The sequence below is a fragment of the Billgrantia montanilacus genome (assembly GCF_003336675.1).
GTDB lineage: Bacteria > Pseudomonadota > Gammaproteobacteria > Pseudomonadales > Halomonadaceae > Halomonas > Halomonas montanilacus.
Genome location: NZ_QPII01000002.1, coordinates 304,907 through 318,193, shown reverse-complemented (window position 1 = coordinate 318,193; position 13,287 = coordinate 304,907). Strand labels below are relative to the sequence as shown.

Sequence of the window (13,287 nt, the reverse complement as noted above, 5' to 3'; positions counted from 1 at the left end):
CTGGTCCCTTACTGGAACTTCGGAGGCAGCATGGCGTCGACGCACCCCTTTGCCCGGCTTGAACCGTCACGAATCGTGGCGGCGGTGGAGTCCCTGGGCCTGTGGCTGCCCGGCGAACCCTTCGCCCTGAACAGCTATGAGAACCGTGTGTTTCTGGTGCATGACGACGAGCGCAGGCGCTGGGTGGTCAAGTTCTACCGCCCCGAGCGTTGGAGCGACGCCCAGATCCAGGAAGAGCACGACTTCCTGATCGAGCTGGAAGAGGCCGGGGTCGCGGTATCAGCGCCCTGGCGGGATGCGGCAGGGCAGTCGCTGCATCATGACCAGGGGTTTCGTTTCACGCTCTTTCCCCAGGTGTCGGGGCAGGCCCCCGAGCTGGAAAACCCCGCGCACCTGTTTGCCATGGGCGAGGTCATCGGCGCGCTGCATGCCGTTGGCGAACGATCGTCATTTCGGCACCGCAACACGCTCGATCTCGATACCATGGTACTGGAAGCGAGGGAGCGGGTGCTTGGCAGCCACTGGCTGGGGCGTCAGCAGCGCCGAGCCTATGAGCGGGTGACCACTGCCCTTCACGAGGCCCTTCAGCCGCATGCCTGGGCTGGGGAGAAGGCGATCCGCGTGCATGGCGACTGTCATATCGGCAATGTGCTCGGACGCGACGAGGATTTTACCCTGGTGGACTTCGATGACTGCCTGACGGCACCCGCCATTCAGGATCTCTGGATGCTGCTCACGGCGGAGCACGACGCCGAGTGGCAGATGCAGCTGTCAGAGGTGATGGAGGGCTACGAGCAGCACCGCGACTTCGATCGGCGTGAGCTGACGTTGATCGAGCCGCTGAGGACCCTTCGGCTCCTGCGCCACAGTGCCTGGCTGGTGGCGCGCTGGGAGGATCCCGCGTTTCCGCCGGCCTTCCCCTGGTTGGCCGATGCTGGTTACTGGGACGGCCATATCCGCATACTGGAGCAGCAGCGGCTGCTTCTGGAAAAGGCGCCGCGCTGGCTGGCGTGAGTCATTGCTGGAGTGGCCTACGAAAGCAGACGCGCCCCTGGGGGCGCGTTCGCGTGTGTTGTAGCGAGAGGGTCACTGGTCCGGGTCGGGGCGCTCGGCTGGTATGGGATTGGCAACGCCGGCGCCATCCGTCTGGCGCCGTTGTTCATTGATACGAGCCGCCGGGTTGTCCTGCCGCTCGATGTCGAGGGCGCTTGCCAGCTTGAGCTGAAAGGCGTGCTCCGGCGTCAGCTCGCAGCGGCCGGCGTCACAGGCGTCTAAGCCATAGCTGCCGTCCATCTCGTAGGCGGCGGCCGAGATCTCGCCACTGAATATCTCGCTGTCCGCGCCCTCCGTCTCGATGCAGGTCAGTGATTTGGCGGTAATACGGAGCCGTTCAGCGTCCAGCCGGGCATCACCCACCAGCACACAGTATTCAGGCAATTCGTGGGAGGTTCCGGTATCGCCGCTGACCGGGCTGAGCAGGATGTCATCCTGACGCGGATTGTCCGCGTCGAGTGTCAGTTCATCGATGACCTGAACGGCGACGCTGGCATCGGTGGGCAGCGACAGGGTAGCGGCAGATGCGGCAAAGGGCAGAAGCAGCAGGGACAGGCCGGCGGCTGCCAGGATCGGGATATGGATCATGTCGGGCTCTCGATAGACACGGCTGCGCATAAGGCAGTTATTCGAAGGATGCGATTCTAGCATAGCTCCCGAAGGGGCCGTAGCGTAGGAATGTCGCAGGGAGGAGTCCGCTAGGTACACATGGCCTGCGAACGGGCCGTGGTTGCGATAGAATCACCGTTCCAAGCAAATTTTTATTATACAAGATGATTTTCTTGTATATTATTTGTGCATTAAGTGGTGGCCAGGCCATCACCAAACCACCGGTAAGCGTAGGGCCTGACCATGATCGAAGAACTTGCCAACCACTACCGCCAGATCATTCTCGAACTGGGCGAGAACCCGGAGCGTGAAGGGCTACGTGATACGCCCAAGCGGGCTGCCAAGGCCATGCAGTTTCTCAATCGAGGCTATGCCCAGACGCTTGAGGACATCATCAACGGGGCGGTTTTCGAGTCCGAAACCGATGAAATGGTGCTGGTCAAGGACATCGAACTCTATTCGATGTGCGAACACCACCTGCTGCCGTTCATCGGCAAGTGCCATATCGCCTATCTGCCCAACGGCAAGGTGCTTGGGCTCTCCAAGTTTGCGCGTATCGTCGACATGTTTGCCCGGCGCATGCAGATCCAGGAAAATCTGACGCGGCAGATCGCCGAGGCGGTCCAGCAGGTGACCGATGCCAGGGGGGTGGCCGTCGTCGTCGAAGCACGGCATCTCTGCATGATGATGCGAGGCGTCGAGAAGCAGAACTCCAGCATGACGTCATCGGTGATGCTGGGGGCCTTTCGTGAAAACCAGCCGACTCGGCAGGAGTTTCTTACCCTCGTCAACAGCCGCTGACGGCTCGGGCCATTGGCGACTGGGGGTTCCCGCCGCACCGGTTGCGCCATGTCCTTTCACTGGAGTTCGCCATGACGCTGCACGCCCTGGATGACCAACACTTCGATCACGACCTCGCGACCATACGCATCAAGAATCTTCGTTTACGCACCCATATCGGCATCAAGGAAGACGAGATACTCAACCGCCAGGACGTGGTGATCAACGCCGTCATCCGCTACCGGGCGGACAATGCCGTGGCATTCAATCACATCGAGCAGGCACTGAACTACCGGACCATCACCAAGGCGGTCATTGCCCTGGTCGAAGAAAACCGCTTTCAGCTTCTGGAGCGCATGACCCGTGAGGTCCTCGATCTGGTCATGTCCCATGCAGCCGTACTCACCGCCCAGGTCGAGATTGACAAGCCCCATGCGCTGCGCTTTGCCGACTCGGTGTCGGTCACGCTGTCGGCGAGCCGTGAGCCCCGCCGGCTGCGTTGATCTCGCTTCATGCTGCCTGAACTTGGTGCATGGGAGCTGAGCGCGTAGCATGGAGGGTATCCTGTCCGGATTCACAGGGAGTGAAGACTCGTTGCATAGTGACAATGCCAACCGTTCCTCGCCGCGCCGACACTATTCCCCCTGGGCCATGGCATCCATCGTCACGGCGCTCATCGCACTGCTTCTTGCGGGCAGCATGCCCCCGGTGAACATTGCCGCCGCCATCTTTGGGATCATGGGATTGCGCCAGATTCGCCGCGACCCCGGGCGCTATATTGGCCGCGCTTTCTGCTGGATTACCATCGCACTGGTGCTGATACTTGCCATACTGACGGCCATGGTCCAACCCCCGCTTCAGGAAGGGGCCGAGCAGCATATGGTGCCGGAACAGGGCGTCGAGCCGATCGAGTGACAGCGACACCGCCTCGCATGCACCGCTTACACATGAACACTGACAACAGGGCCGTTCGTCGGCCGGGAGAGACGATCATGGAAGCCTTGAAGGAAACGCAGCTCTACTGCCCCTTTGCCTACATCGACGGCAGCTGGGTCGCCGCCGACAGCGGTGAGCAGATCGATGTCGTCAACCCCGCCACTGGAGAGTCCTTCGGCAATGTACCGCGTCTGGGTCGTGCCGAGACGGAGCGAGCGATCGCTGCCGCCGAAGCGGCGCTCCCCGGATGGCGAGGCCTCACTGCCCAGGAGCGGGCCGATATCCTCATGAAATGGCATGACCTGATGCTGGACCATCAGGATGACCTGGCCATGATCATGACCCATGAGCAGGGCAAGCCGCTCAAGGAAGCCGCTGGCGAGATCGCCTACGCGGCGAGCTTCCTGCGCTGGTTCGCCGAAGAGGCGCGGCGCGTCTATGGCGAAACGATTCCCGCCGCAAAATCCAATCAGCGAATCGTGGTCACCAAGCAGGCGGTGGGGGTCGTGGGTGCGATCACGCCGTGGAACTTCCCCGCAGCAATGATCACCCGCAAGGCCGGGGCGGCGTTGGCGGCCGGTTGTACCATCGTGGTCAAGCCAGCCAGCCAGACTCCGTTCTCTGCGACCGCGTTGGCGCTGCTGGCCGAGCGCGCCGGCGTTCCCCGTGGCGTATTCAACGTGGTGCCTGGGCGGGCAAGCGAGATTGCGGCGGCGATGACCGAATCGCCCATCGTACGCAAGATCACCTTTACCGGCTCCACTGAAGTGGGGCGCCAGCTGATGGCGCAGGCGTCACAGAACATCCAGAAGATATCGCTGGAGCTGGGCGGTAACGCCCCCTTCATCGTCTTCGAGGATGCCGATCTGGACGCTGCCGTGGAAGGCGCCATGGCGGCCAAGTTCCGCAATGCCGGCCAGACCTGTGTCTGCACCAACCGCTTCCTGGTGCAGTCCAGTGTGGTCAACGCCTTCTGTGAGAAGCTGGCGGTTGCCATGAACAGCGAGCTCAAGGTGGGTGACGGCACCGAGTCGGGCGTCAATATCGGGCCGCTGATCGACAGCAAGGCGGTGGAAAAGGTGAGCGAGCACGTGCATGACGCCGTGGACCATGGTGCCCAACTGCTGCTGGGGGGGAACCCCCACCCGCTGGGGGGCAACTTCTTCACCCCGACCCTGATCAGCTTCGCCACCGATGAGATGAAGGTGGCCCATGAGGAGACCTTCGGCCCGCTTGCCGCGGTCTTCCCCTTCGAGGATGAAGAGGATGCCGTGCAGATGGCCAACGATACCCAGTATGGGCTGGCGTCCTATTTCTATTCCCGCAACCTGGGTCGGGTATGGCGTGTGGCCGATGCGCTGGAGTACGGCATGGTGGGCATCAACACCGGCCTTATCTCCAACCCCACCGCGCCCTTCGGCGGGGTCAAGGCGTCAGGGCTCGGTCGCGAGGGCGGCCATCAGGGGCTGGAGGAGTTTCTCGAGACCAAGTACCTCTGCATCGATCTTGGTTGATAGTTAAAACCCCGCCAAGGCCAGCGGCTCCAAGCCGCGGCTGAACCGGCGACAGGCGCTACGCGGAGGCGCTGTGAACCCTTCCATGGGCGCTACCTTTTCCATCCCTGGAAAAGGACCTCCGCTTCGGCCTGTCCCCGGCGCCGCTCGCGTCGGCAATCAAGGCAAACCCCCATCGGTTCAAACCGATGGGGGTTTCCATTATGCGGCTGAGAAAACGGCTGGGCGAAGGTCAGGCTAGGCAAAGGTCGGCGAAACAGCGGAGTTTGTTGTTGCAAATGAGCATGTTGAGTCGACCTTTAACGATGCATGACCGAGATCCAGCGTTTTCAATGCTTAAAATGGCGCATGCCGGTAAACACCATGGCAATCCCCGCCTCATTGGCGGCGTCGATCACCTCCTGGTCGCGCATCGAGCCGCCGGGCTGGATCACCGCCGTGATACCGGCCGCAGCAGCGGCATCGATACCGTCCCGGAACGGGAAGAAGGCATCGCTCGCCATGACCGAGCCGGGCACCGTCAGCCCCTCGTCGGAGGCCTTGATGCCGGCGATCCTGGCGGAGTAGACGCGGCTCATCTGGCCGGCGCCCACGCCGATGGTCTGGCCGCCCTTAGCGTAGACGATGGCATTGGACTTGACGTACTTGGCCACCTTCCAGGCAAAGGCCAGGTCGCGCATCTCCTGCTCGCTGGGCACCCGGTCGCTGACCACGGTCAGCTCGTCGCGACCGACCATGCCCAGGTCCCTGTCCTGAACGAGCAGGCCGCCCGTCACGCGCTTGAAGTCATGGCCGTGTTCGCGCTTGCCGGGCCAGCTGTCGCCGACGTCAAGCAGACGCACGTTCTGCTTCTCGGCGACGATGGCCAGGGCCGCCTCCTCGATGCCGGGGGCGATAATCACCTCGACGAACTGCCGGTCGATGATGGCGCGGGCAGTGTCGGCGTCCAGCGGCACGTTGAAGGCAATGATGCCGCCGAAGGCGCTGGTGGGGTCGGTGGCGAAGGCCTTGTCGTAAGCCTCGATGGCATTGGCGCCCACCGCCACGCCGCAGGGATTGGCATGCTTGACGATCACGCAGGCGGTATCGGTGAAGGTCTTGACGCACTCGAAGGCGGCGTCGGTATCGGCCACATTGTTGAAGGAGAGCGCCTTGCCTTGCAGCTGGGAGGCAGTCGCCACGCTGGCTTCGCAGGCATCGGCTTCCACGTAGAAGGCCGCACTCTGGTGTGGATTCTCGCCGTAGCGCATGGATTGCTTCTTGTGAAGCTGAAGGTTGTAGGTCCGCGGGAAGCCGTCTTCGCCGCCGCTCACCCGCTGGCCCAGGTAATCGGCGATGGCGGCATCGTAGCCTGCAGTGTGCTCGAAGGCCTTGACGGCCAGGTCGAAGCGGGTGGTATCGCTGACGGTACCTTGCAGTTCGCTCATCTCGGCCAGAACGCGATCGTAATCGCCGGCATCCACCACGATGGTGGTATGGGCGTGGTTCTTGGCGCAGGCGCGCACCATGGTGGGGCCACCGATGTCGATGTTCTCGATGGCATCTTCCAGGCTGCAGCCCGGCTTGGCCACGGTCTGGGCGAAGGGGTAAAGATTGACCACCACCATGTCGATGGGGGCAATGTCATGTTCGGCCATGACGGCATCGTCCTGGCCACGGCGGCCAAGGATGCCGCCATGGATCTTGGGGTGCAGTGTCTTGACTCGCCCATCCATGATCTCGGGAAAGCCGGTGTGTTCAGAGACTTCCGTCACGGCGACACCGCTTTCGGCAAGCAGGCGAAAGGTGCCGCCGGTTGAGAGCAATTCGACCCCTTGTGCACTCAGGCCCCGGGCGAAGTCGACGATGCCGTCCTTGTCGGAAACACTGATCAGGGCGCGGCGAACCGGTCGGGAGGCGGGGATATCGGACATGATACGACTCTATGTTGGTGGTGAGGGACGGGGTGACGCGGTGGGGTGCGACCCGGCTGGCCCAGGGGGCCGACCGGATCAGATCAGGTCATGCTGCTTGAGCTTCTTGCGCAGCGTGCCACGGTTGAGACCCAGGATCTCGGCGGCGCGTGTTTGATTGCCCTGGGTATAGTCCAGAACGGCAGCCATCAGCGGTGCCTCGACCTCGGTCATCACCATGGCGTAGAGATCGGTTGCGGTCCCGCCATCGAGGTGGTCGAAGTAACGTCGCATGGCGCAATCCACGGCTTCTCGCAGTGGCTGTTCTACCGACGCTGACGGTGAAGACGGCGCGTCGAGGCCGGTCAGTTCGGTGCACGGGCCGATGTCGATATCCGACAGGTCGGGGTTCCTGTTGAAGGCTTCACGATTCATGCGGCACTGATTCCATTCGCTATCCCTGGGTCGGCATGGCCGCTTCCGGGGCAAAAGAGGTCGTCGATGAAGTCATACTGCTCGGCTGGGTGCTCGAGGATGTTGAAGGCAGCGCGGAGCTCGCGCTGCTGGCCCTCGCCGAAGCGACGGTCCGATGCGAGGTACCAACCGAGGTGTTTGCGCGCGATACGCGCCCCCATTGTCTCTCCGTAGAAGGCGTGCAGGGCCGACAGGTGACCACGCAATACGTCTGCGCGCTCGCGTTCCGCGGGAGGGGGCAGTGCCTGTCCATGGCGAAGGTAATGATCGACCTCTCGGAAAATCCAGGGGTTACCCTGGGCGCCGCGGCCGACCATTACCGCATCCGCTCCAGTATAGTCGAGAACGAAGGCGGCCTTCTGTGGAGAGTCGATATCGCCGTTGGCGAACACCGGAATGTTCACCCGTGACTTGATATCCGCGATGGTGTCGTACTCGGCCTCACCGCTATAACGCTGCTGACGGTGGCGTCCATGCACTGCCAGTGCCTGGATACCGGCCGATTCGGCGAGGCGGGCCACGCGTACTCCGTTGTTGCTGTCGGCACACCAGCCGGTTCGTATCTTGAGGGTCACCGGCACGTCCACCGCGGCAACCACCGCCTCGAGAATCTCAGCCACCAGGGCTTCGTTGCGCAGCAGTGCCGAGCCGGCGGCCTTGTTGCAAACCTTCTTGGCCGGGCAGCCCATGTTGATGTCGATGATCTCGGCCCCCTGCTCGGCGTTCAGGCGAGCGGCTTCGGCGAGCATCGTCGCATCGCCACCGGCAATCTGCACCGAGCGTGGACCTGGCTCGCCGCGGTGATCCATGCGCTGGCGGGACTTCCTGGTATGCCACAGCGTGGGGTCCGAGGTAACCATTTCGCTCACCACGAGGCCGGCACCAAGTCGACGGCAAAGCTGCCGAAAGGGGCGGTCTGTCACGCCGGCCATGGGCGCAAGGACCACCCTGTTTGGGAGGCGATGGCGGCCAATCTGTGGCAGGGGGCGGCTATCGGACATGATGCGGTCCAGTGGCTCGGGGGCTGCATATCATACGCCCCCGCCGTCGTATGGTGAAGGTGGCAATAGGTGTTGTTACCCAGCTCAGGCTGGGCGGCGGCCACTCAGGCGCACCCAGCCTTCGCGAACCACGGGCTCGTCCATGAACAGGCCCTGCTCACGGTAGGCCTCGAGTACCTCGTCGGCCTGGCTCTCGAGGATGCCCGACAGCACCAGCCGGCCGGCCGGTGCCACATGTCCGGCAACGGTCGCTGCCAGGTCGATCAGCGGGCCGGCGAGGATATTGGCGATCACGAACGGGAATGTCGCCATGGTTTTGCCTGCTTCGTCCAGTTCCTCGGGGTAGCAGAGTCTGAAGTCGTCATCGGCAATGGCGTTTCGGGCGGCATTGTCACGGCTGGCTTGCAGCGCCTGGGGGTCGATATCGGTGCCGGTGGCCTGTCCCGCGCCCAGCTTGAGGGCGGCGATGGCGAGAATGCCCGAGCCGCAGCCGATGTCGAGCACCTCGCGTCCCATCAGCTCGTCCGAAAGGGCCATGCCGTCCAGCCACTCCAGGCAGAGCGCGGTGGTGGGATGGGTACCGGTGCCGAAGGCAAGCCCCGGATCCAGGTGCAGGTTGACCGCGTCAGGATCGGGCGGCTCGTGCCAGCTCGGCACGATCCACAGCCGCTGCCCCATGCGCAGGGGCTGGAAGTCGTCCATCCACTCCCGCTCCCAGTCTCGATCGGCAAGCAGCTCATGCTCGATTTCCGGGCAGGGTTCGCCTGGCATCGCCTGTGCCCAGGCTACCGCCAGTCGCTCCAGCATGGTCGTCAGGCCTTCCAGGTCGTCGTAGAGGCCGCTCAGTACTGTCTCGTCCCATAGCGGCGTGGTGCCGCGCTCGGGCTCGAAGACGGGGTCGTCATGGGCGTCCTGCAGGGTGATGGCGGTGGCGCCCTCCGCCATCAGAAGCTCTTCTAGTAGCTCCGCCTGCTCCGGGGCGATGCGGGCTTTCAGCTGCAGCCAGGGCATGGTGGTTCTCCGTGCGTAACGCATGCGGGGTGGCCTATGGCCACCCCGCAGGGATCGAAAGTCGAGCTCAGGCTCAGGAGCCGAGCTTCTTCTCCAGGTAGTGGATATTGACGCCACCCTGCTGGAAGTAGCCGTCGCGAACCAGATCCTTGTGCAGGTCGATATTGGTCTTGATGCCTTCAACCAGCAGCTCATCGAGACCGTTGCGCATGCGCGTCAGGGCGATCTCCCGGTTGTCGCCCCATGTAATCAGCTTGCCGATCAGCGAATCGTAGTGGGGCGGAACCGTATAGCCGGTGTAGAGATGCGAGTCCATGCGCACGCCAAGGCCGCCGGGAGGATGGTAAAGCGTCACCTTGCCGGGCGAGGGCATGAAGGTGCGAGCATCTTCGGCATTGATGCGGCATTCGAAGGCATGCCCATTGAGCTTCACGTCTTCCTGGGCGATCGACAGCGGCAGCCCGGAAGCGATGCGAAGCTGCTCGCGGACGATATCGACGCCGGTCACCATCTCGGTGACCGGATGCTCCACCTGAACGCGGGTGTTCATCTCGATGAAGAAGAACTCGCCATCCTCATAGAGGAATTCGAAGGTACCGGCGCCGCGATAGTTGAGCTCGATACAGGCCTGTCGACACGCCTCCAGCACCCGGGCGCGTGCCTCGGGGTCGATGCCGGGGGCAGGTGCCTCCTCCAATACCTTCTGGTGGCGTCGCTGCAGCGAGCAATCGCGATCAAAGAGGTGGATGGCGTTGCCCTGGCCATCGGCCAGTACCTGAACCTCGACATGACGGGGTTTCTCGAGAAACTTCTCCATATAGACGGTGCCGTCGCCGAAGGAGGAGTGTGCCTCGGTTCGTGTCACATTGACGGCCGAGAGCAGGTGCCCTTCGGTATGCACCACCCGCATGCCACGGCCACCACCACCGGCGGCCGCCTTGATGATCACCGGGTAACCAATGCGCCGAGCGATGGCGATGATATCGCCTTCGTCATCGCCCAGCGGGCCATCCGAGCCCGGCACCGTGGGCACGCCGGCTACCTGCATGGCCTCGATGGCGCTGACCTTGTCGCCCATCAGGCGAATGGTCTCTGCTCGGGGTCCGATAAAGACGAAACCGGAGCGTTCCACCTGTTCGGCAAAATTGGCGTTCTCGGAGAGAAAGCCGTAGCCGGGGTGTATGGCGCTGGAATCGGTGACCTCAGCGGCGCTGATCAGCGCTGGGATGTTCAGATAGGACTGAGCCGAGGGGGCCGGTCCGATACACACGGCCTCGTCGGCCAGGCGCACGTGCATGAGCTCACGGTCTGCCTTGGAGTGAACGGCCACGGTCTTGATGCCCAGCTCCTTGCACGCACGCAGGATACGCAGAGCGATCTCGCCGCGGTTGGCGATGAGAACCTTGTCCAGCATGATGGAGTCCGCCAATTCTGGGTGAAAGATCAGGTGATGACGAGCATCGGCTGGTCGAATTCAACGGGTTCTCCGTCCTCGACCAGAATTGCTTCGATCACGCCGTCACGATCGGCTTCGATCTGGTTCATCATCTTCATGGCCTCGACGATGCACACGGTCTCGCCTTTCTTGACGCTGGAGCCGATTTCCACGAAGGGCTTCGAGCCCGGCGCAGGGCTGCGATAGAAGGTGCCGACCATGGGGGACGTCAAGGCGTGACCCTGGTAGAGGGGGGCTGTCTCGGCAGCCGGCTCAGGCGACGCTGCAGTGGCAGCCGGAGCGGGAGCGGGCTGAGGTGCACCGTACTGGGGGGGCATGTGGGGCTGCGGCCAGCTCACGCCATTGGGGTGACGGCTGATGCGGACAGACTCCTCGCCTTCCTGAATCTCGATTTCGCTGATATTGGATTCTTCGAGCAGCTCGATCAGTTTCTTGACCTTGCGAATGTCCATGACTCTGTCTCGATCGGTGGGTAGGTGACGGCTGGCCGGGACGCTGTTAACCCAAGCCAACTTTCGATAGATCCCGGCAAGATGTCGAATATTGCCGACGCTATCGGCCTTGATAAGTGTTGTTGGCGGAGTGTGCCTAAAATTGTGAGCGATGTCCAGCCAGAGGGAACGGTGTTCGCCATCCCGGCTGGAGGGGAGTACGGACAAGGTTCATGACAGGCGTGGTGCGCCTGGGTCAACTGCTGCGTTGCCCAAGCCAGTCGAGGACGCCCTGCAGGTGACCGGCAAAATCGTTGGCTCGTACTTCGCCTTGGATACGGGCCTCGCGAATCTCTTCGCCCTGGTCGAAGAACATCAGGCTGGGTGGGCCGAACAGGCCGAAGTGATCCAGCAGTTCGCGGGACGATTCGCCGGTGTCCGTCACGTCGACATTGATGCGAGCGAATTGCGACAACGGCTCTGCCACCTGGGGGTCGGGGTAGACCTGTCGTTCCATCTGCTTGCAGGAAATGCACCAGTCGGCGGTGAAGTGGACGAAGGAGGGGATGGCCTGCTCGGCGTTGCGCTGCAGGGCGGCCTCCAATGTCGCCAGGTCATCGACGGTGGTGATCTCGGCCGCCTGCTGGGCGCCGCCCGTCTGGGCCAGCGGTGGGGCCAGGGGACGCAGCGGATCATGGCCTCCGCGTGCTGCGCCGATCACCAGGGCAATGCCCCAGGCGAGCAGCAGCAGGCCCGCGGCCTGGCGGACCCGTGGCCAGCCCTGTGCAAGGTTGAGCGACAGTGCGCCCAGGGCCAGGGCGCTGCCAATGGCAAGGGCGGCCCACAGCAGCAAGGTGACAGGAGCCGGTAGCAAGCGTTCCACCAGCCAGATCGCCACCCCGAGCAGCAGGATGCCGAAGAGTATCTTGACGCCGTTCATCCAGGCACCGGTGCGTGGCAGCGATGTTGCGCCAAAGGTGCCGACCAGCAGCAATGGCACGCCCATTCCCAGGCCCAGCGCTAGCAGGGCGGCGCCGCCCATGATGGCGTCTCCAGTGGTGGAGATAAACACCAGGGCGCCAGCCAGCGGTGCCGAGACGCAGGGCGAGACCACCAGCACCGAGAGTGAGCCGGCGCCGGCCAGGCCGAGAGGTCCGCTCCGCTGGGCGCGAGCCTGCCAGGCATCGACGCGCCCGGCCAGTCGAGGGGGAAGGCGCAGGTCAAAGGTGCCGAACATGGCCAGGGCGAAGAGGGTGAAAAGGCCGGCGAAGGTGATCAATACCGGCGCCGACTGCAGATGGGCCTGCAGGTTGAGGCCGGCGCCGAACAGTCCCATCAGTATGCCGACCGCGGCGTAGGTCAGTGACATGCCGCCGACATAGCTGGCCGAGAGGACGAAGGCGCGGGACCGGGTCGGATTCTGGCCGACGATGATCGAGGAGAGAATCGGGACCATAGGCAGCACGCAGGGCGTGAAGGTCAATGCCAGGCCGGCCAGGAAGAACAGGCCGAGGGTCAGCGGCAGGCTGGCGTTACTGATCAGGGCATTGAAGCGGCCGTCTTCGCTCTGCGGTGCCTGCGGCATGCCGGGTGCATTCGTGGTGCGATTCGCGTCGCCGGCGCCCTCGGCGGCGTCACGCCAACCCAGGAATGCGGCGGGCATGGCGCGCTCCGGTGCCTCCAGGTCGACCTGCTCCGGGGGGTAGCAGAGCCCGGCGTCGGCACAGCCCTGGAAACGGACCGTGATATCCAGCGGACCGGCGGCGTCGCCGTCGATGGGGGCTTCGAATACGACCCGGTCATAGAATACATAGACGTCGCCAAGGAACTCGTCGCTCTTGAACTCGCCCGGCGGTATTTCCGGCTTGCCCAGTTCGGGGCCGGCGTTACGGCTTTCGACGTCGAGCTGATGGCGATAGAGATAATACCCCGTGGCATTCTCGAAACCGATGTAGAGCGTCTCGCCGTCATGCCAGGCGCTGGGCTGGAAGGCCTCCATGACCGGCAGGAAGTCACCCTGGTTGCTCGATGAGGAGGAGAACCACTGCGCGTGGGCGACGAGTGGCAGACACAGGAGCAGACCCAGGGCCAGCCATCGAATCGGGTAGCGGATCGGCAACGCAGTCATCC

General features: G+C 63.3%; 13 protein-coding genes. 5 read left to right on the top strand and 8 right to left on the bottom strand.

Annotated features, from left to right (window positions below):
- Positions 1-30: 30 nt before the first annotated feature.
- Complete coding sequence (locus DU505_RS04075; RefSeq protein ID WP_114477716.1) at positions 31-1,014, top strand: serine/threonine protein kinase; 984 nt, start codon at positions 31-33, stop codon at positions 1,012-1,014.
- 72 nt (positions 1,015-1,086) lie between these two features.
- On the opposite strand, the gene DU505_RS04070 is transcribed toward DU505_RS04075, so the two are convergent.
- Positions 1,087-1,641 carry a hypothetical protein gene (locus DU505_RS04070; RefSeq protein WP_114477715.1) on the bottom strand — a complete coding sequence of 185 codons (555 nt, stop codon included), beginning with the start codon at positions 1,639-1,641 and terminating at the stop codon, positions 1,087-1,089.
- A gap of 264 nt (positions 1,642-1,905) precedes the next feature.
- On the opposite strand from DU505_RS04070, the gene folE reads away from it, so the two are divergent.
- From folE to DU505_RS04050, 4 genes are all read left to right on the top strand, one after another.
- Positions 1,906-2,463, top strand: a complete 558-nt coding sequence (gene folE / locus DU505_RS04065) for a GTP cyclohydrolase I FolE (protein WP_114477714.1) — start codon at positions 1,906-1,908, stop codon at positions 2,461-2,463.
- 71 nt (positions 2,464-2,534) lie between these two features.
- The gene (folX, locus tag DU505_RS04060; protein ID WP_114477713.1) at positions 2,535-2,945 is read left to right on the top strand and encodes a dihydroneopterin triphosphate 2'-epimerase; all 411 of its coding nucleotides are present in this window, start codon (positions 2,535-2,537) and stop codon (positions 2,943-2,945) included.
- 91 nt (positions 2,946-3,036) lie between these two features.
- Entirely contained in the window at positions 3,037-3,357 is a 321-nt protein-coding gene (locus tag DU505_RS04055) for a DUF4190 domain-containing protein (RefSeq protein WP_114477712.1), read from the top strand.
- Positions 3,358-3,434: 77 nt separating this feature from the next.
- Positions 3,435-4,892: an NAD-dependent succinate-semialdehyde dehydrogenase gene (locus DU505_RS04050; protein ID WP_114477711.1), complete on the top strand. Its 1,458-nt coding sequence runs from the start codon at positions 3,435-3,437 to the stop codon at positions 4,890-4,892.
- A 329-nt stretch (positions 4,893-5,221) separates the two neighbouring features.
- Here the strand turns inward: DU505_RS04050 and purH are convergent, their stop codons facing one another.
- The 7 genes from purH to dsbD form a co-directional block, all read right to left on the bottom strand.
- Positions 5,222-6,805, bottom strand: a complete 1,584-nt coding sequence (gene purH, locus DU505_RS04045) for a bifunctional phosphoribosylaminoimidazolecarboxamide formyltransferase/IMP cyclohydrolase (RefSeq protein WP_114477710.1) — start codon at positions 6,803-6,805, stop codon at positions 5,222-5,224.
- 78 nt (positions 6,806-6,883) lie between these two features.
- Entirely contained in the window at positions 6,884-7,219 is a 336-nt protein-coding gene (fis, locus tag DU505_RS04040; protein WP_114477709.1) for a DNA-binding transcriptional regulator Fis, read from the bottom strand.
- Entirely contained in the window at positions 7,216-8,259 is a 1,044-nt protein-coding gene (gene dusB, locus DU505_RS04035) for a tRNA dihydrouridine synthase DusB (protein WP_114477708.1), read from the bottom strand. The genes fis and dusB overlap by 4 nt, the downstream gene beginning before the upstream one ends.
- Positions 8,260-8,343: 84 nt before the next feature.
- Positions 8,344-9,270, bottom strand: coding sequence for a 50S ribosomal protein L11 methyltransferase (gene prmA, locus DU505_RS04030; protein ID WP_114477707.1), 927 nt, complete (start codon positions 9,268-9,270; stop codon positions 8,344-8,346).
- Positions 9,271-9,343: 73 nt separating this feature from the next.
- A complete protein-coding gene (accC, locus tag DU505_RS04025) occupies positions 9,344-10,684 on the bottom strand; it encodes an acetyl-CoA carboxylase biotin carboxylase subunit (protein WP_114477706.1) in 1,341 nt (446 codons plus the stop codon).
- Between the two features lie 29 nt (positions 10,685-10,713).
- Positions 10,714-11,178: an acetyl-CoA carboxylase biotin carboxyl carrier protein gene (gene accB / locus DU505_RS04020; protein WP_114477705.1), complete on the bottom strand. Its 465-nt coding sequence runs from the start codon at positions 11,176-11,178 to the stop codon at positions 10,714-10,716.
- Between the two features lie 235 nt (positions 11,179-11,413).
- The gene (gene dsbD / locus DU505_RS04015) at positions 11,414-13,285 is read right to left on the bottom strand and encodes a protein-disulfide reductase DsbD (protein ID WP_114477704.1); all 1,872 of its coding nucleotides are present in this window, start codon (positions 13,283-13,285) and stop codon (positions 11,414-11,416) included.
- Between the last annotated feature and the right edge of the window lie 2 nt (positions 13,286-13,287).